The sequence below is a fragment of the Aminobacterium sp. EBM-42 genome (assembly GCF_001896635.1).
Lineage (GTDB): Bacteria > Synergistota > Synergistia > Synergistales > Aminobacteriaceae > Aminobacterium > Aminobacterium colombiense.
The window spans coordinates 100,943-119,677 of record NZ_MPPC01000017.1 but is presented as its reverse complement, the minus strand read 5'-3'; the positions used below and the strand labels follow the sequence as shown (position 1 = coordinate 119,677).

The window sequence follows — 18,735 nt, the reverse complement described above, 5'->3', positions numbered from 1 at the left end:
ATCTCCCGAACATTACTGAGCGCCTTTCTCCACAGAGAGAAGAACTTTTTTCATGTCGTCAAGATTCTCAAGTATTTTCCCTACCCCTTGTGCTACAGAAAAGAGAGGGTCCTCCGCCACTATTACAGGGGTGCTCAAAGCGCGAGAAAACCGCTCAGATAATCCTCTTAGCTGAGAAACCCCGCCCGAAAGAATTATTCCCTGATCTACTATATCTTTTGCAAGTTCAGGTGGGGTCTGCTCCAGGGCGACTTTTACCATATCTTCAATTCGGCGGATTATAGGCTCAAGGGCTTCTCTAACCTCGTACGAGGTCACCATGTCTGCCTTTGGCAACCCATCTGCCAGATCTCGCCCCTTTACGACCATTTCCAGCTCATCTTCCATAGGGAGAGCCGTTCCTATCTGCATTTTTACTTCTTCTGCGGTGGTGTCACCAATAAGGAGAGCATACTTTTGACGGAGCATAGCAATAATAGCCTCGTCCATATCCTTGCCTGCCGTACGAAGGGAGTTCGTAACAACAATGCCACCCAGAGAAAGGACTGCGACCTCGCTTGTCCCGCCGCCAATATCAAGTATCATACTTCCCCGAGGCTCTTTTATTGGAAGACCTACTCCAATGGCAGCGGCAATTGGCTCTTCCACTACATAGGCTTCTCTTGCTCCTGCGCCCAAAGTGGCATCTACAACTGCTTTTCTTTCTACCTCTGTAACCTCGGCAGGCACTGATATGACTACTCGGGGATGGGCAAGTACAGTACTTCCCCCCGCAGCTCTTTTAAGACAATATCGAATTAATTCTTCTGTCATATCGTAATTGGCTATAACGCCATCCTGCAGCGGCCAAATAGTATAAACTCCCGTAGGGGTTTTGCCCGCCATAGCCTTTGCTTCATTTCCGACAGCTATAACTTCTATTTTGCCGCCGCCTTTTATTTTTTTACGGATGGCTACAGCAGAAGGCTCGTTAAAAACTATCCCTTTCCCCTTAATGTATACCACTATATTAGCCGTCCCCAAGTCAATCCCTACGTCAGTACCGAACATCCCAGAAATAAATCTGAACACTTGTACACTCCCCACCTTCATGCGGTATATCCTGGAGGAATTTGCACCCATTCCCCCCTAGCTGCAATAAAGTGCCCGACAAAACTTATGTCAAGCACGCTAAGACTGCGCTCAACAAACTCGGTTAGCATTATATCTTCCCGGCTTGGTCTTAATGTGCCGTTGGGATGGTTGTGGATCAAGACCATTCCTCTAGCATCAAGACGTACGGCCTTTCGAAATAAATATTTTACATCAAGGAATGCTCCTTCAATACCTCCATATGATACTCTTTCCTTCGAAATCACGCCTCCTTTTCCGTCAAGGAAAAGAGAAACTATGATTTCTCGCTCTTCTTCTGAAAGGAGTCGACACAGATAGCTTAAAGTTTTCCTCCATTCGTCTCTTTCACTTTCTATATTTGTATCACATGCCATCAATCTTTTGCCTAGTTCAAGAGCCGCAACCAGCACTGCCACTTTAGCCTTCCCCATCCCTTTCACCTGAAGTATCTCTGAAATTGAAGCCTTTGAGATGCCCTTCAACCCCCCGAAAAGATGGAGCAACTCCCCGGACAATCCTAGAACATCCTTGTTTTCGCTACCCGTTCGAAGAAGGATAGCAATAAGCTCCGCAAGAGAAAGCGCCGTCGCCCCTTCCCTGAAAAGCCTTTCCCGCGGTCGTTCTGAAAGAGGCAGTTGTTTCAATTTCACTTCACTTGTGACTCCCTGTCAGGCCAAAAAGGATTCCATTCTCTCTCTTGGCCTATTGTGGTTTCAGGGCCGTGACCGGGGAGCACTGCCATCGTATCAGGCAAAACTGTTAATTTGCGAAGGGAAAGAGCGAGGATTTTACTATCTCCGCCTGGTAGATCCGTCCTTCCCACACTTCTGGCAAAAAGAGTATCTCCCGATAAAAGAAGAGATTCATTATGCCTTTTCACCACATAGCAAATGCTGCCAGGGGTGTGCCCTGGGGTAGCTATGACAGAAATCGTATATTCACCTATCTGGATCTGGTCTGAATCCGCAAGCAACAAAGAAGCATTCCAGCCTTCAAAATCCAGCCCTATCCACTGGGAAAGATTCAGATTTGGATTGTTCAGTAGCTTTTCATCTTCTGTCGCAACAGCAACTCCTTTAGATGCATAAGGAGCAAGCATGGGAATTCCCCCAATATGGTCAATATGCCCATGGGTTAAAAGAATCCATTCAAGATGAATCTTCTGTTCCTCTAAGAAAGCGATGACATCGCTGGCCTCTCCGCCTGGATCAACAAAAAAACCCCTCTTGTGACTATCCCAAAAGAGGTATCCATTTGTCCACAAAGCCCCCAGGGGGAAACGTTTATAATCCATTAGGCTCCCTCCGGCGTATCAATAATAAGGGTGACCGGCCCATCGTTAACAAGCTCAACCATCATATGCGCCTGGAAAACCCCTGTTTGAACTGGTATATTCCGTTCTTTTGCCTTTGTTACAAAAACGTTATAAAGGGCGTCGGCTACTTCTGGTGGCGCTGCCTCAACAAAAGAAGGACGCCGCCCCTTTCGACAGTTGCCATACAAAGTAAACTGAGAAACCACAAGCAACTTCCCTCCCACATCTAAAAGAGAGCGGTTTAGCTTCCTTTCCTCGTCTTCAAACACTCTCAAGTTTACTATTTTTTCCACAAGCCATTCTGCATCTGCCGCTGTATCTTTTCCTGAAACCCCCAACAAAACAAGAAGACCCTGATCTATGGAACCTACTCTTTCTCCTTCTACACAAACAGAAGCAGATGAAACTCTTTGTACAACAGCTCGCATACATCTTCACCCCCGGGTTACTTCTATAACGTTCTTAACCGCATTAAGTTTTGCAACAATAGCATATAGATGTTCTATATCCCGTACTCTGATCTCTATTTTCATCCGGGCAAGTGTGCCGCCAACTACGTTCGCCTTTATACCCACAATGTTTCCATCACTTGCCATTATAGCTTGAGCCACGTCTGTAAAAAGACCAGACCTATCCATTGCTTCAAGCTTCAGCCTCGTAGTATATCTGTTCCCCCGTGCCCCTGGCCCCCATGAAATCTGTATAAGCCTTGTTTCTCCTGCCTCTTCCACATTCGGACAACCTGATCTATGAACAGTTATCCCGCGGCTACGAGTCGAATATCCTACGATCTCATCCCCTGGAACAGGAAGACAGCAATTTGCGATAACCACCTGAACGCCTTCGGCCCCTTCTACTATAATATCGGAATCTGTCTTCTTTATGCCAGCGGGAGGTATCTCTTCCGGAATCTCTGGTAAAGCGGGAACTTGCGTTCTACCAATAAGTTTTTGTATAAGCGTCGATGGGCTTAAAGTGTTGTTGCCTATGGCGACCAAAATATCCTCACCATTGGCATGTCCTATATCCCGGGCTATCCTGTTGAGAAGGGGGATCAGGTCTTCATATTCGGCACTGAGATCTTCTATGTCCCTTCTTTTAATTTCCCTTTCAAGAAGTTCATGCCCGCGCTCGATCTTTTCTTGCCTTTCTGCTTTTTCCTGCTGTCGAAAGAAGGAGCGAATCTTGCCTTTAGCCTTGCTGCTGCGGGCCATCTTAAGCCAGTCCCGGGAGGGGGTCCCTTGAGGTGAAGTAATAATTTTAACAATATCGCCATTTTTTACTTCATAGGTCAGAGACACAATCCGGTTGTTGACCATAGCTCCCACACAGCGGTTTCCAACCTGGGTATGAATGGCATAGGCAAAGTCTATAGGTGTCGACCCCTTGGGCAAAGACACCACTTTCCCCTGGGGGGTAAATACGAAGACATCAGATGTGAGAACATCTTCTTTTAGGCGTTCAAGGAACTCTGTTGGTCCCCCTTCATGATCTCCTTCGAGGGCCTGGCGAATCCATGTAAGGCGGGCATCCAGATCATCGAGGACATTGCCACCCTCTTTATATCTCCAGTGGGCGGCGATCCCATATTCCGCAAGACGGTTCATTTCAGCAGATCGTATTTGAACTTCCAGGGGTTCTCCCGTAGGACCAACGACAGTGGTATGAAGCGATTGGTACATATTTGTCTTTGGATTAGCTATGTAGTCATCAAATTGACCAGGGATAGGTTTCCAAATAGTATGGACGATACCCAAAACAGTGTAACAGGCAGCCACATCATCCACTACAACGCGCAAGGCTAGGAGATCATAAAGTTGCTCTACGGGAAGTTTTTTGCGATTCATCTTTTCATAGATGCTATAAAAATGTTTGGCCCGCCCTTTCACTTTAAAATGAATGGATTCCTGTTTTAAACGATCTTGAAGGATTTCTATAGCTTTTTTAATGATAGCTTCCCGCTCAGGCAATTTCTTTCGCACTCTGCGCCGTATCTCGTAATACATATCGGGGTCGGAGTATTTAAATGCGAGGTCCTCTAATCCTCTCTTTACCTGGTAGATTCCAAGTCGGTGAGCGAGGGGTGCGTATATTTCCAGCGTTTCTTTAGCAATGCGCAGTTGCTTATCCCTGCGAAGAGCTCCTAGGGTTCTCATATTATGAAGTCTGTCTGCCAACTTAATAAGAACAACGCGGATATCCTTAGCCATGACAACAAACATTTTACGAAGATTTTCTGCCTGATAGTCTTCGAAAGATTTAAAGGGAAGCTTGCCTAATTTCGTTACGCCATCTACAAGAGTAATAACATCATCGCCAAATGCTGATTTGACCTTCTCTGCGGAAAGGGCGGTATCCTCTAAAACATCGTGAAGGAGAGCCGCTATAAGAGTAACTAAATCGAGTTGCATGTCTGCAAGTATTGAGGCTACATTTATGCTGTGTACAACATATGGGTCTCCACTTGAGCGTTTTTGTTCACCATGAGCATCCGCTGCCATAACAAAGGCTTCGCCAAGTTTCTTCAGTTCTTCTTTGGTCAAATAATATGTCACTTTCGACCATAGCTCATGCCAAGCGAACTTAACAGAAATAGTTCGTTCTGTCTCTGGTATCCGTCCAATATAGCTATCTCGCAACTTCCCCAGAGACTTCTTATCGAGCCCAAGACTTTTAAGGTGGCGCTCCTGCTCTCTTGGATCTATTGGGTCTATTTCATATTCTAGGGAATCTGTGTGAATTTCTACCATGGCTCGATCACCCTTTAAATCAAGAATCTAACACTATATAATCGAGCATAAATTGAAGACGGGGCTGACCACGCCAAAAATCAACTCGAGGGTGGTATACCCAGCCTGTAATGTGCGACGAGGAAAGGGTTTTCAGAATTTCGACACTATTGAAAGCCACCAGATATTCTGAACCCAATTGTATCTTTAAATGAAGCCCCGTTTTCCCAAGGGGTAAGAACTGCTCATTTCCATAACTTTCGCAATACAATAAGGGACAAGGATTTCCCATACCAAAAGGACCGAGATCCAGAGCTGACTTCCAGTCCTGCAAGGTAATTTGAGACGGATGGAGAGCCAGGGCTGAAATTTCCGGATCCTCATATTCCACACTGGCAAGGATGTGTTCTAAATCACCTCTGAGCTTTTCCCAATTATCTTTTGACACAGAAAATCCCGCTGCCTGCTTGTGCCCTCCCCAAGCTTCAAGTTGATCTGAAAGGTGATCAAGAACCTGTACGGCATTGCCTCCTTCGGGCATACGCAATGTTCCTCTAATCCAATCCTGAACAGGGGCAGCTAAAACTACAGGGGCATTCTTTTCAGAACAAAGACGGCTCGCCACTCCGCTTAGAACTCCTACTGGCCACGATTCCTCGAAGAGAACGTGCTTAGATCGTTCCTCTACCACCTTTACCGCCTCTTTAGTGATACGGGTTGAAAGGTTTTGCCTCTTCCTGTTTAAGGAAATAAGCTCTTCCACATGGTTTTCAACTGGCTCTTCCCCTGTCAGCACTTTTACTGCAAGGTCCGCAAAGGCAAGACGGCCTGCTGCGTTTAAGCAAGGAATGACCTTCATAGCAAGTTGTTCTTCATTTACAAAACGATGAAACAGACCAAGGCGTTTTATAAGTAGTTCCAGCCCAGGTCGGGCGGTATAACGAATTCTTTCAAGTCCTTCCTTAACCAACGCTCTATTAAGGCTGCCTAATGTCATGCAATCAGCAATAGTCGCAAGGGCCACCAGGTCGAGATGTTCTGCAAGCCATTCCATAGGCATTATTTTAAATTGATAGGCCCACAGCCAAAGAACCGCGGTAGCACAAAGAAGCTTCCCTTCCTTATCACCGTCTATCTGCGGATTAACTATGAAAGAGGCTGGCAACTCCCCTTTCTCCGGGAGGTGGTGATCAAAAACAAAGACATTCATTCCAGTCTGTTGCGCTTCCTTTAAAATATCCCCATCCTTTGTGCCACAGTCCACGATGATCAATGTATCACAACCTGCGACAAGAAGTTGTTGTACAACCTGGCGATGGAGCCCATATCCTTCCATATGTCGATGAGGAATATAGTAGCGTACCCCTGCTGCCCTCTCTTTACATAATTCCATAGCGAGAGTGGTAGATGAAACGCCGTCAACATCGTAATCTCCATAAACAACTACATTCCCAAGGGATGATAGCCTCTGCCATCTCTCGGCCACCGCTCTTGCGCCTTCTCCAAGAAAACATGAGGCTGCAAAGAAATCAAGGCTCGGACTAAGCCAGGCCCGAGCCTTATCGATATCATGGAGAGAAACTCTTCCCTGCATTTCTAATATAGCTGCTACAAAGGGTGGACAGCTTAATTCTCTAGCAATTCTGTGGCAAGAATCCTCAAGAGTGGTCACATTTAATTTAGATCGCAAACAAAAAGATGTCACTGTTGTTCATTTTCCTCTCTTGGTGTAGTTTCAAACTCTTCTTTCACTGTTTCCAAAGGCTCCGAAGGAAGAACAATACAATTCTCTTTGCCTTCCTCAACACAGGAAGTTGCATTATGGGAAGTTACATTTGATGTGGCATTTAAAGCATTCAGCAAAGAAGTGCGTTCTTCTTCCAGTTTTTTCATTTTACCATCGAGCTCTCGAATCTGTTTCTTATACTTCCCACGAGATTCAAGGGCTGCTGACATGGAAACCAACCACATGAGAACGCAGCCTCCTGCAAAAACAGCCACTTCCCAGATACCTTGAGGAACCTGCCGTGTCCAAATTAAAAAATTGACAGTAATTTCTCCTGTATTTTGAAAGGCGAATACAGCCGATATGAGCATAGCAAGTCCTACTGCCAAAGCATAACTTCTCATGTGACTCCCTCCTAAGGATCCAGCCATATTATTTTTCTTCAGAACCAGTGGGTAAAGTCATCCTTTCAAGCCATTCTTTCTTATCTTCTTTCTCAAGGCTCTTCAGATATTTTCCCTTTTCCCTTTTTTCCCATAAGGGATCGTAAATTTGCTTTATCTCTTGCGCATATTCATCAAGGGCACGGGGAATCTCTCCTGAGAGAAGATTGCCCAAACCCCCGTGACATGGTCTAGCTCCAAATTTAGTTACCACTTCCCTAAGTACATCTGGATGATCCAGAATCATACATGGACGAAGAAGATTATCTTCTCCGTCGTAGGGGAGCTGATTACGAATATACGTGAAGAAAGGACTTCGTGCAATGTCAACAAGGGATTTTTGGCGAATATTATCCACGGCAAAAGGCACAAAAACACATGGTTCTACGCTTCCATCTGAAATTATATGCCAATATCGCTCTCCTGCCGCCATACATCCGTCAACATAGGGACCATCGTTCCAAAAATCACCGATAAAAATAGGACAATCATCTCTATGGCGCCATTCCTCTACTTTTTCGTGAAGTCTTGCCCTTTGATGGGGCGTTGCCATATAACTTAAATCTGGATTTTCACCTACAGGAACATATTGGAAAAACCAGCCAACTTTACAGCCCCGCTGAATCATGGTCTGAATAAACTCATCACTGGCCATATAATCTGCGGCAGAACGAGTGTAAGTGGCACTGAAACCAAACATGACCCCTGCCTCGTTTAATCTTTGATAAGCAGCTATCACTTTATCATAAACGCCGGCACCACGACGAAAATCCGTTTGTTCTCGACTCCCTTCAACTGAGATCATAGGCATTACGTTGCCAAGTTTAACAAGTCGATCCACCATTTTGTCATCAAGAAGGGTTCCGTTTGTGTATACCTGGAAATAACAATCATTATGTTTTTCCCATAAGTCTAAAAGATCGTTGCGGAAGAAGGCCTCTCCCCCCGAAAAAGTGAAAAAATACATCCCGAGATCCTTAGCATCTTTTAAGAGATTGTCCAGCTCATAAAAGGTGAGCTCCCTGCTCGTATCATACTCTGCAGCATAGCAGCCCTTGCAGTGAAGATTGCATTTCATCGTGGGGCTGATCACCATAAAATTAGGAAGGTGAACGTTATATTCTTTCTCTTTTTGATCCCTGATACCCCGACCAAGAACCATAAAGTTAACAACTAGGTTGTGAATGAACTTGGAAAGGCAATGGGGGTTAAGTTCCAGAGCAATTCTTTTAACGAAACCTACAAAAGGATCATTCTTTTCTACCATGTCAGCGAGCTGTTTAAATGTTTCTCTATGATAACGTGCCGGCGCGATGCCGGCTATTCCCCTAAAAAGAGTTGTTAAGTTTTTCTCATCTCCTTTTTTGAGCATTGAGGCTGCCTTTTCAATAGCTTTTTGAGAAAGAATTCCCTTTGCTCTATCAATCATAGTAATGGCCACTTTCATCATCTCCTTTAAGTGATTTTAATTTTGACCATTTACTTTGCAAAAAGGTAGATTTTATTCATTTTAATGGAGTATTTATATTTAGTAAAGCAACGCTAAAGCCTGTTCACTTTATAAGAAACAAGGGGGCCCTAAAAGCCCCCTTGTTGTCATACCATAAAAAGTTGGATCGTCACTGCTACTTCTTACTCTCGGGATATCTCAAATACCATTCAGCCAGAAGGGAACTCGCAATACAGACTGAACTATACGTTCCAACCAGAATGCCTAAAAGAAGAGCGAAGGAGAAGTTGGCTATTACAGCGCCACCCCATATGAAAAGGGCTAAAACTGGAAAAAAGGTTGTTAAGGACGTATTGATAGTTCTAGAGAGTGTCTGGTTTATTGACATGTCTAGTACTTCAAGAAGTCCCTCTTGCCTCAGATACTTCCAATTTTCCCTCACTCTGTCGAACACTACTATTGTATCATTAAGAGAGTAACCCACAATAGTTAAAATGGCAGCTATGAAGGGCAATGATATCTCGCGTCCCAGCAAGCTGAAGATCCCTAAGGTTATAATAGTGTCATGCATAAGGGCAATAACACTGACAACCGCAAAGCGAAATTTAAAGCGGACCGTGATATAAGCCAATATTCCAAGAAGAGCTAAACTTACAGCCAGAAAGGCTTCTCTTCGTAATTTTTCGCCTACTACAGGGCCTACCTTTTCAAATCGCAGTACTTCCATGCCTGGATACTTATCTTTCAATGTTTGAATCACTTCTTTGCGTGATTCCTCAGTGTCTACATTCACTCGGATAATGACGCCATTATCGCTATATCCCTGAATGACAGCCTGTTTCTGGCCAATTTCCGCCAAAACATCCCTGACGTCGCCAACAGGAACTTGTGAGGCAAACTCTACCTGAATAAGATTCCCCCCTGTGAAATCAATACCGAGGTTAAGCCCCTTGGTAAAAAGAAGCACTAGACTCACTACAATAAGACCCAGGCTTAGAAGGATCGCTTGTCTTCGATGTTTCATAAATTTAAATGAGAAATCTCTTCTGAACATGTCGCAAACCTCCCTCGCCTATGAACGGTTCACTAAAAATGGGGACTTAGAACCGCCCATAAGAACCTGCAGAAGTACACGCGTAACAACAATTGCACTGAAAACACTCGCCAAAATACCAATGCTTAACGTTACAGCAAAACCCCGTATTGGCCCGCTTCCAAAGTAGTAAAGCACTCCGGCTGCTATTAGCGTAGTAATATTGGCATCAAGAATGGTGGTTAAGGCTTTTTTGAATCCCGCATCAATCGCAGCAGTGGGTGTTTTCCCCAATTTTGCTTCTTCGATTATCCGCTCGTAAATTAATATATTCCCATCAACAGCCATACCTATAGTTAAAATGATACCAGCAATACCAGGTAGGGTCAGAGTTGCCTTTAAGCTGATAAGGCCAGCAAAAACCAGCAAGAGACAGACAGTAAGGGCTACATCGGCGGCTATGCCAAGAGTTCTGTAATAAAGCAACATAAAGCCCAGAACCAACAGGGTCCCGATAAGACCAGCCTTAAGCCCAGCGTTGATAGAGTCAGCCCCCAGACTTGGGCCAACTGATCTATTCTCAAGAACGTCTACAGGTACGGGCAGTGCACCTGCACGAAGCATTATAGCCAGTCTCTGAGCTTCTGCAGTAGAAAAACGTCCTGAGATCTGTGCATTTCCACCACTTATCCGCTCTTGAACTACTGGGGCTGAAACCACATTCCCATCAAGTACGATAGAGATCTGTTTCCCTACATTTTCCGCAGTGGCCTGTTCGAAGAGTTTTGCCCCCTCAGAGTTAAATTCAAGGGTAACAACAGCACGGCCAAGATTGTCAAATTGTGTTTTGGCATCTACAAGGTGTTTACCGCTTACAAGAGATGGGCCCAGCAAAAAGTATCGGCCTTCTTCATCCTTGGCAACAATATCGCCACCTGCAATCCCCACCTGCTTCTCTAGCTCACTTTTATATGTTTCTATTTCAACTTTTGCATCATTCCACCGCTTCTGAGCAGCCTGAAATTCATCATCACTGGCATAATTCTGGCGCTCTGGACCAGGAGGCATTGCTGGAGTCGCACCAAGCACTTTCCTAAACTCAAGCAACGCGGTCTTGCCTATTAACTCAAGGGCCGCCTCCGGATCTTCCACCCCTGGCAAGTCTACAATGACACGATCGCGTCCTTCCCTTTGAATAACGGGCTCCGCTACTCCATATTGATCAATACGATTCCTTAGAACTGCGAGAAGACGCTCTATGCTATCATCTGTCAGCGCACTTCCAGAAGTAGGCTTCGCCTGGAGAACAATATGAGCTCCACCTTTCAAATCAAGACCTAAATTTATCTTCCCATCAAGAGGAAAGACTGATAAAAGGGCGGCCACAACAACAACAATAACTATAGCAAGCCGCCAGCGGTCTTTTTTCAACATGACTTTACCCTCCCTAAACCTCAAGTTCCGCGTTTTTTCACAATTGATAAAACCAAAGCAAATGGAGTGGACACTACGAATGCCCTCTCCATTTGCAAATAAATTTATTTTGTTACCTTATTTTTTCTCGTTTTCTTCGGTTGTCTTTTCTTCTATTTTGTGTTCCTCAGAAACTTCTTTAGGTTCTTCAGTAACTTTTTCTTTCCCTTGCTCAGCCACAGATGATCTCTTGTTGACAATTGAAGACTTAAGAATGCGCACCTTTACGCCGTCAGCAATTTCAAGGATGATGCTATCATCTTTAACTTCGCGGATAATACCAAAAAAACCACCCGCTGTTATAACCTGATCGCCCCGGGTCAAGGCCGCCAACAGATCATCATGCTGTTTCTGACGTTTCTTCTGGGGACGAATAATGAAGAAATAAAAAATAAGCACAAATATAACAAGGGGGAAAAGCATTCCCAAAAGACCACCTTGTGCTCCTCCTGCTCCAGTTGTCTGACCGCATTGTTGATTCAAAGAAAACGCCTCCTCTACTTAATTCATCCTTTGAGTTTTAACAGTGATATTCTAACAGAATATCGTAAGCATGAAAGGGGCTTTTTAGCGCTCTTCACGATGTTTGAGGTAAAAAAGCAACTTTTCCAGTTCTACTGAGATATCAACGCTATAAATAAGCACACTATCAGGTGCCACTATTGACAAGGGAGAAAAGTTCAAAATTCCTTTGACTGTTCCTGCCTGTACTATTTTGTCCACACATTCCTGGGCTACAGAAGAAGGCACCGTGAGTATCACGACTTCTATGCCATTTTTTCTCATAACATCACTGATGTCATCCACGTGGTAGCAAGATATGCCTGCTATTTTTCTCCCGACTTTTTCTGGGTTCACATCAAAGAGCGCCTTTATATCAAATTTTGGACTTTTAAAGGCTTTATGTCCGAGAAGAGCTTCGCCCAGGCGGCCTACCCCTATAAGCGCTATAGGCCACTTGCGAGGTGAGGCCAGGATTCCGTCGATATGCCTGTATAGCTTTTCTACGTGATACCCAACCCCCCGCTTTCCTATTTCCCCAAAATAAGAAAGATCTTTTCTTACCTGACTCGCTTTAAAGGCCAGCATTTCCCCTATTTCCTGGGAAGACACTACTTTTTGCCCCTCATTATAAAGCTGTTCTAACAATCGGTGATATTGAACAAGTCTTTCAACCGTAGGTTCTGCTATTTTCATAATTTCACGTCCTTAGTTTTTCTAAAAAATATGAAAAACCCCTTATTACCTGCAAATATTAAAACGAGTCAAACCTGCATACTCTGTGCCCAGCCCGCTGCTTATTTCTTCTTCTATACGTAAAAGCTGGTTATATTTTGCCACACGATCCGTACGCGCAGGGGCTCCACTTTTAATTTGACCAGCTCCTATTGCGACCGCCAGGTCGCTGATAAAAGTATCATCTGTCTCTCCTGACCGATGGGATATAACTGTACTATATCCCTGTCGTATAGCCATATCAATAACTTTCATGGTTTCTGTCACAGTTCCGATCTGATTTAATTTAATCAAAATGGAGTTAGCAACCCCTTGACAAATTCCCCGCTCGAGACGTTCAGGGTTGGTTACAAAAAGGTCATCTCCCACTAACTGCATACTTTTGCCCAAGTTTTTCGTCAAAACAGACCAGCCGTCCCAGTCATCTTCAGCCATGCCATCTTCAATAGAAACTATAGGATAGGCTTTGCATAGATCACCATAATAAGATACTATTTCTTCTCTTGTTAAGATCTTGCCTTCTCCTTCAAAATTATAGCAGCCGTCTTTATAGAGCTCGGAAGCAGCTACATCAAGTGCCAGGCTAATTTGATCACCAGGAGTGTAACCGGCACTTTCTACTGCCTCTAAAATCAAATCAAGAGCTTGCCTATTGCTTTGTAGGTTAGGAGCAAAACCGCCTTCGTCACCAATCCCAGTGCTGTAGCCGCGATTTATAAGAGTTTTTTTTAGGGCGTGGTACGTTTCCACTGCCATTCGAAGGGCCTCTGTAAAAGAACCTGCACCATGGGGAACAATCATAAACTCCTGGATATCCAGATTATTATCAGCATGGGCGCCACCATTAATTACATTCATCATAGGGGTTGGCAACAGATTGGGTCCTATGCCCCCCAAATAGGCCCATAGAGGAAGACCGTGGTCCTCTGCCGCAGCCCTGGCCACCGCCATGGAGACACCAAGCATGGCATTAGCGCCGAGGTTGGACTTATTCTGAGTTCCATCCAGTTGAACCATTGCCATATCAATGAACACCTGCTCAGAAGGATCTGACCCTATTAATTCTGGCCCTATTTTATCATTTACATTTCCTACTGCTGTCAGTACCCCCTTGCCCATATAGCGATCTCCACCATCTCTTAATTCAAGAGCTTCATGGGTTCCTGTGGATGCCCCCGATGGAACAGCAGCTGTTCCAATAATGCCATTATCAAGCCAGACTTCCACTTCAACAGTAGGATTTCCCCGAGAATCGAGGATTTCTCTACCATATACACCCGCTATTACTCCCATGCCTATCATCTCCATTTTTAATTTTTATGAGTGATGCTACCATGGCTTTTCGTCGCTATTCACTCTTCGTTCTTCCTGCAGCACATAAGGTATAGACTGTTTCTTTCTGAGTTCTTTTTCATCATCGACTAAGACTGTAACTTTAAGAACCCGTGTCATATATGCAATTTCAACAGTATCACCTACGCAGACTTGAGCAGAAGAACGGCACTGACGACCATTGAGCCGCACCGCACCGATACCTATCATTTCTTGCGCCACGACCCTTCTCTTTACAAGACGGGACTCTTTAAGAAATTTATCTAGCCTCACACATTGTTCCTCCATACACAAATTCAAATTAAGTATAACAAAGATTCTATGAGCGAGATTTCAATTTTTTTGCAATTTTACTATACTCTTCGAGGTCTTCCTTTGAAGCTTCTCCTCGAAGCATCCTTTCATGAATCTTTTTAAAGACTTCTTCTTCTCTCCTTCTCTCTAAAGCCAACGAGATCGCGTCCCAACAATCCTGATCCTCGCTGAAAGAATCACAGAAAGCACCTCCACCGGCAAGAATGGCAAAGGGTGTTGTTTCATTTAGGGTCCTCCAATGTTCCTCAAGGCTTTCTGGGGAATGGCCTGAGAAAATGGCTGCTAACATGTTTTTTACATCTTCATTTTCAACGAGGCAAAAAACTTCCTCTGGCCGCGCCACTCGCCTCCGGGCTATATCGTTCCAGAGACAGTATACAAGAGCGGCTTCGAGAGGATCAACAACTGAATTTCGAGAAGAATTTTCATTATTATTCATGGTTTTATAACTCTGCTCTGATGAAATTGTTTTTTGTGATTTTTTCGCTGAGCGAATTGATTCCAGCTGCTCTTGCAACTCATAAGGGAGAATCCCCAAGGCGGCACTGACACTTGAAAGAAATGGTGCTATATCAATAGGACTAAGTTGAGATAACCCCTGTAGCAAGTCCTCCGCAGCCGCCCTTCTGGTATCAGGATTTTCCAGCTGCCTTTGCCTGAGAGAGAGATGAAAAAGCACAAGAGGCAAAGCTCTCTCCATTGCTTTTCTAAAAAGCTCTCTCCCTTCTTCGTTAGAAAGAAGGTCATCTGGGTCTTTTCCTGAAAGTAGTTCTACAACGCGAACGTCAAGGCCGCACTGCTGCAAAACATACATGCCGCGCACCGCAGCTTCCTGCCCTGCCGTATCAGAATCGTAACAAATAAAGCAATTGTTAGTAAAACGCTTTAACAACCGCGCTTGATCTTCTGTAAGGGAAGTTCCCAACGAAGCAACTGCCTCTTTATACCCTGTCATGTGCAGACGGATAGCATCCATGTACCCTTCAACAAGAATAACCCTGTTTTTTTCACGTATTTCCTGTTTAGCCATATGAAGCAAATAAAGGTTCTTCCGTTTGCTATATAAGACACCTTCCGGACTATTTATATATTTTGCGCTATCTCCATCAATGATTCTGCCGCCAAAAGCAAGAAGCCGACCAGACACGTCTCTAATAGGGAAGATCACCCTCCCTCGAAACCTGTCATATATGCCTTTCGTCCCTTCAATAACAAGACCGCAATCAAGGGCTTCTTTCAAAGAAACTTTTTCTTTGAAAAGAAGGCGCCATAATGAATCCCAAGTAGGCGGCGCCCAACCTATCTCAAAGAGAGAAGCGCTCTCTATATTCATTCCTCGTGAATTAAGGTATTGTTGTGCCAAACGGCCGCCTTGATTTTTCAATGATGAGCGGTAGAAAAACAAGGAAGTTTCCATTATATCGTAAAGTGATCGTTTCCCTTTTGTTGAAAAATGGCTTGGACTTGTTTCAACTTCAACTCCAGCTCTTTGAGCAAGAAGTTCCAGGGCCTCTCTAAAATTTAATCCTTCTATTTTCATTATGAAAGAAAAAACATCTCCTCCTTCGCCACACCCAAAACAATGAAATGTCTGGCGGTCTGGAGAAACAATAAACGATGGCGTTTTTTCCTGATGAAAGGGGCATAGCCCCTTGAGATTTTTACCAGTTTTGTGCAGGCGAACGTAATCCCCCACAACATCTGCGATGTCAAGCCGATCTTTTATCTGACGGACTACATCATCACCCACTCGATCTCACCTCCATAAAATAATAAAGAGAGGGGAAGGATGGAGGTCCTTCCCCTCTAAATGATACACCCTTTTGAAAAATCCTGTCTTTTTATATAAAGAGAGGAGCAAGAACAAGGGCAACGACAGTCATAAGTTTGATCAAGATGTTCAAACTGGGACCCGCTGTATCTTTAAAGGGGTCTCCTACTGTGTCTCCAACGACAGCTGCGGCATGATTGCTTGTTCCCTTGCCACCAAAGTTGCCTTCTTCAATAAACTTCTTCGCATTGTCCCAGGCTCCACCAGAGTTCGACATGAAAATAGCCATCATGACGCCTGTGACAATAGCTCCACCGAGAAGTCCGCCAAGGGCTGCAGGACCAAGGATATACCCCACAAGAATTGGAGTGATAACAGCCAGCAGGCCGGGAAATACCATTTCTTTAAGAGCTGATCCTGTGGAAATATCTACACAGCGCTCATATTCCGGGCGCCCTGTCCCTTCCATAATCCCTGGGATTTCACGAAACTGTCTTCTCACCTCATCTATCATGGACTGAGCGGCTCGTCCAACTGCCTGAATTGTCAGAGCGCTGAACAGGAAGGGCAACATCCCCCCGACAAAGAGCCCCACCATGACATAAGGATCCTTCAAATCGATAGCATCCAGGTTCACAGCGTGAGCATAGGCAGCAAAAAGAGCCAACGCGGTGAGAGCCGCAGACCCAATAGCTAGTCCTTTGCCCATTGCCGCAGTCGTATTTCCAACAGCATCAAGCTTGTCAGTAATCTCGCGAACTTCATGGGGAAGATGGCTCATTTCCGCGATACCACCCGCATTGTCCGCAATTGGACCGTAGGCATCAACGCTCAATGTCATACCTGTAATGGAAAGCATTCCTACAGCAGCACAGGCTATGCCAAAGAGGCCTCCAAACTTAAACCCTACAAGGGTAGCTACACAGATCAAGATAACAGGGATAACTGTAGACTTCATTCCCACAGCAATACCTGAAAGGATAACCGTAGCCGCCCCAGTTTCAGATGATTTGGCAATCTGCTTAACCGCATCATAGTCTCCTGAGGTGTATATTTCTGTCACATAACCAATAAGTACCCCTACTGCCACCCCGGAGAGAACAGACCAGAACAGGGTAAGATCTCCAAATACCGATTTGGTAATAAAGTAAGAACCGAAGATCATCACACCGCCAGTTACAAAGGTACCAACACGAAGGGCAACCTGAGCGTTTCCACCTTCTTTAACCCTGACAAACATTGTACCAATAATAGCGGAAGCTATGCCAAGTGCAGAAAGTAAAAGAGGATAAAAGACCCCTCTATCTCCAAATATAGTCAGGCCAATGGCCATGGCAGCAATAATGGAGTTGACATAGGACTCAAAGAGGTCTGCGCCCATCCCCGCGATATCACCTACATTGTCTCCAACGTTGTCTGCAATAACAGCTGGGTTCCTGGGGTCATCTTCTGGAATTCCTGCTTCCACTTTTCCCACAAGATCCGCTCCAACGTCTGCGGCTTTTGTATAAATACCTCCACCGACACGGGCAAAAAGAGCGATAGAGCTAGCGCCAAAACCGAATCCTGTTACAATGTTGGGGTCTTTGAAAAGAGCGTAACAGATCATAATTCCAAGAACCCCCAGCCCAACAACAGACATCCCCATGACGCTTCCACCCCGGAAAGCAATCCCCAGAGCCTCGTTCATTCCTAAGGTAGCGGCAAAAGAAGTTTTACCATTAGAACGAGTAGCAACAGTCATACCGATATATCCGGCGACAGCACTAAAAAGAGCCCCTACAAGAAATGAAATAGATGTGCCCATCCCTATTGTAAACCAGAGAAGAGCGCCAACAAGAAGAGCAAAGGGGAACAGCCAGCGATATTCCCTTGAAAGGAAAGCCATCGCTCCTCCATGAATAATTTCTGAAAGTTCATTGACCCTTTCGTTTTCAACTTTAAACCTTTTGACTTTGCCATACGCGAAGAACGCGTAAGCAAGAGCCAGAACTCCAGATCCGACAACGATCCAAAACGCATCCATATAAAGAAACCTCCCTTAATTCAAAAAAGCTTGAAAAAGACAGCCCGCCTCAAGGGCGGGCAACTATGGCCAAAAACTCAATCAATTATAGTAAGGAGAGCTAGCAAAGACAAGTGATAAAACCTATTTATCTTTTTCTTTCTTTATAGATATTGCAATATCTCCATTTAATTTATCAATTTTCTTGAGCGAAGAAAGCATCCCCTTGATTCCCCCCTCTATGAAATCGGAAACAAAGGGTCTTAGAGGAATTTTTTCTCCTTCGATTATTAAAGATAGCCGTTCAGAAGACCTTTCATACAATGCGATGATAAAATCAGCAATAGAAGACTCTTCTCCAAAAGAAAAAAAACGTTTGGTGTCATCTCTCCCCCCTTTTTTTGCTGGTATTGCTTCATAATATGCGACTATGCCAGGAATGTTCCCGGGACATGTATCCGCTTCCCCCAGCCATATTTTATGACAGGGAAAGGATTTCCCACCTTCTAGAAGTAGAATGTCAAAGTTGCTCCCTATTCTGTTTTGAATGTCATAGATCGATATCTCTCCAGGCTTTTCATACCGACACCCATCAACACCCCAATAAAGAGCGGGAATCCCCTGCGACAAGACCTTTCCTGTGTCTGTGTCCATTGGCGATAGAACTTTTTCATGAGAATGCTTTATATACCCAACATGGATCCCTGCCTCTTTCAGATACTTGAGCAATAAAAGGCAAAGTTTCGTTTTGCCGCTATTTTTCATGCCGGAAACAGCAAAGATATAAGCCATTG

At 44.6% G+C, this 18,735-nt stretch carries 17 protein-coding genes; all 17 read right to left on the bottom strand.

What is annotated here, in order from left to right; genetic code table 11:
* Positions 1 to 12 precede the first annotated feature (12 nt).
* The 17 genes from BUC50_RS05280 to BUC50_RS05200 all read right to left on the bottom strand — a co-directional run bounded on the left by BUC50_RS05280 (position 13) and on the right by BUC50_RS05200 (position 18,733).
* A complete protein-coding gene (locus BUC50_RS05280; RefSeq protein ID WP_013048002.1) occupies positions 13 to 1,092 on the bottom strand; it encodes a rod shape-determining protein in 1,080 nt (359 codons plus the stop codon).
* Positions 1,089 to 1,763 (bottom strand): RadC family protein, encoded by a 675-nt coding sequence (gene radC, locus BUC50_RS05275; protein WP_013048001.1) that lies wholly within the window; start codon positions 1,761 to 1,763, stop codon positions 1,089 to 1,091. The genes BUC50_RS05280 and radC overlap by 4 nt, the downstream gene beginning before the upstream one ends.
* Entirely contained in the window at positions 1,760 to 2,407 is a 648-nt protein-coding gene (locus BUC50_RS05270; protein WP_013048000.1) for an MBL fold metallo-hydrolase, read from the bottom strand. The genes radC and BUC50_RS05270 overlap by 4 nt, the downstream gene beginning before the upstream one ends.
* Entirely contained in the window at positions 2,407 to 2,856 is a 450-nt protein-coding gene (gene dtd / locus BUC50_RS05265) for a D-aminoacyl-tRNA deacylase (protein ID WP_013047999.1), read from the bottom strand. The genes BUC50_RS05270 and dtd overlap by 1 nt, the downstream gene beginning before the upstream one ends.
* A 6-nt stretch (positions 2,857 to 2,862) precedes the next feature.
* Complete coding sequence (locus BUC50_RS05260; protein ID WP_286677211.1) at positions 2,863 to 5,178, bottom strand: RelA/SpoT family protein; 2,316 nt, start codon at positions 5,176 to 5,178, stop codon at positions 2,863 to 2,865.
* Positions 5,179 to 5,197: 19 nt separating this feature from the next.
* Positions 5,198 to 6,829, bottom strand: a complete 1,632-nt coding sequence (locus BUC50_RS05255; protein WP_041459509.1) for a single-stranded-DNA-specific exonuclease RecJ — start codon at positions 6,827 to 6,829, stop codon at positions 5,198 to 5,200.
* 29 nt (positions 6,830 to 6,858) lie between these two features.
* Positions 6,859 to 7,287 carry a LapA family protein gene (locus BUC50_RS05250; protein WP_013047996.1) on the bottom strand — a complete coding sequence of 143 codons (429 nt, stop codon included), beginning with the start codon at positions 7,285 to 7,287 and terminating at the stop codon, positions 6,859 to 6,861.
* A 28-nt stretch (positions 7,288 to 7,315) separates the two neighbouring features.
* Positions 7,316 to 8,773 carry a radical SAM/SPASM domain-containing protein gene (locus tag BUC50_RS05245; RefSeq protein ID WP_420794731.1) on the bottom strand — a complete coding sequence of 486 codons (1,458 nt, stop codon included), beginning with the start codon at positions 8,771 to 8,773 and terminating at the stop codon, positions 7,316 to 7,318.
* 178 nt (positions 8,774 to 8,951) lie between these two features.
* Positions 8,952 to 9,830 (bottom strand): protein translocase subunit SecF, encoded by an 879-nt coding sequence (gene secF, locus BUC50_RS05240; protein ID WP_013047994.1) that lies wholly within the window; start codon positions 9,828 to 9,830, stop codon positions 8,952 to 8,954.
* A gap of 18 nt (positions 9,831 to 9,848) precedes the next feature.
* Positions 9,849 to 11,243: a protein translocase subunit SecD gene (secD, locus tag BUC50_RS05235; RefSeq protein WP_013047993.1), complete on the bottom strand. Its 1,395-nt coding sequence runs from the start codon at positions 11,241 to 11,243 to the stop codon at positions 9,849 to 9,851.
* Between the two features lie 117 nt (positions 11,244 to 11,360).
* A complete protein-coding gene (yajC, locus tag BUC50_RS05230) occupies positions 11,361 to 11,765 on the bottom strand; it encodes a preprotein translocase subunit YajC (protein WP_013047992.1) in 405 nt (134 codons plus the stop codon).
* Between the two features lie 84 nt (positions 11,766 to 11,849).
* Positions 11,850 to 12,479, bottom strand: coding sequence for a redox-sensing transcriptional repressor Rex (locus BUC50_RS05225; protein ID WP_013047991.1), 630 nt, complete (start codon positions 12,477 to 12,479; stop codon positions 11,850 to 11,852).
* Positions 12,480 to 12,524: 45 nt separating this feature from the next.
* Positions 12,525 to 13,811: a phosphopyruvate hydratase gene (eno, locus tag BUC50_RS05220; RefSeq protein WP_013047990.1), complete on the bottom strand. Its 1,287-nt coding sequence runs from the start codon at positions 13,809 to 13,811 to the stop codon at positions 12,525 to 12,527.
* Between the two features lie 36 nt (positions 13,812 to 13,847).
* Entirely contained in the window at positions 13,848 to 14,123 is a 276-nt protein-coding gene (locus BUC50_RS05215; RefSeq protein WP_013047989.1) for a S4 domain-containing protein, read from the bottom strand.
* A gap of 46 nt (positions 14,124 to 14,169) precedes the next feature.
* On the bottom strand, positions 14,170 to 15,915 hold the full coding sequence (dnaG, locus tag BUC50_RS05210; protein ID WP_013047988.1) for a DNA primase: 1,746 nt from the start codon (positions 15,913 to 15,915) through the stop codon (positions 14,170 to 14,172).
* A gap of 91 nt (positions 15,916 to 16,006) precedes the next feature.
* Positions 16,007 to 17,962 (bottom strand): sodium-translocating pyrophosphatase, encoded by a 1,956-nt coding sequence (locus tag BUC50_RS05205; protein WP_013047987.1) that lies wholly within the window; start codon positions 17,960 to 17,962, stop codon positions 16,007 to 16,009.
* A gap of 123 nt (positions 17,963 to 18,085) precedes the next feature.
* On the bottom strand, positions 18,086 to 18,733 hold the full coding sequence (locus tag BUC50_RS05200; RefSeq protein ID WP_013047986.1) for a molybdopterin-guanine dinucleotide biosynthesis protein MobB: 648 nt from the start codon (positions 18,731 to 18,733) through the stop codon (positions 18,086 to 18,088).
* Between the last annotated feature and the right edge of the window lie 2 nt (positions 18,734 to 18,735).

Excerpts from the sequence above, each read along its gene's own strand:
- secD (WP_013047993.1), bottom strand. The coding sequence starts at position 11,243 with ATGTTGAAAAAAGACCGCTGGCGGCTTGCTATAGTTATTGTTGTTGTT.
- BUC50_RS05250 (WP_013047996.1), bottom strand. The coding sequence starts at position 7,287 with ATGAGAAGTTATGCTTTGGCAGTAGGACTTGCTATGCTCATATCGGCT.
- dtd (WP_013047999.1), bottom strand. The coding sequence starts at position 2,856 with ATGCGAGCTGTTGTACAAAGAGTTTCATCTGCTTCTGTTTGTGTAGAA.
- eno (WP_013047990.1), bottom strand. The coding sequence starts at position 13,811 with ATGGGAGTAATAGCGGGTGTATATGGTAGAGAAATCCTCGATTCTCGG.
- BUC50_RS05225 (WP_013047991.1), bottom strand. The coding sequence starts at position 12,479 with ATGAAAATAGCAGAACCTACGGTTGAAAGACTTGTTCAATATCACCGA.
- BUC50_RS05280 (WP_013048002.1), bottom strand. The coding sequence starts at position 1,092 with ATGAAGGTGGGGAGTGTACAAGTGTTCAGATTTATTTCTGGGATGTTC.
- BUC50_RS05200 (WP_013047986.1), bottom strand. The coding sequence starts at position 18,733 with ATGGCTTATATCTTTGCTGTTTCCGGCATGAAAAATAGCGGCAAAACG.
- BUC50_RS05245 (WP_420794731.1), bottom strand. The coding sequence starts at position 8,773 with ATGAAAGTGGCCATTACTATGATTGATAGAGCAAAGGGAATTCTTTCT.
- BUC50_RS05205 (WP_013047987.1), bottom strand. The coding sequence starts at position 17,962 with ATGGATGCGTTTTGGATCGTTGTCGGATCTGGAGTTCTGGCTCTTGCT.
- secF (WP_013047994.1), bottom strand. The coding sequence starts at position 9,830 with ATGTTCAGAAGAGATTTCTCATTTAAATTTATGAAACATCGAAGACAA.
- BUC50_RS05270 (WP_013048000.1), bottom strand. The coding sequence starts at position 2,407 with ATGGATTATAAACGTTTCCCCCTGGGGGCTTTGTGGACAAATGGATAC.
- BUC50_RS05260 (WP_286677211.1), bottom strand. The coding sequence starts at position 5,178 with ATGGTAGAAATTCACACAGATTCCCTAGAATATGAAATAGACCCAATA.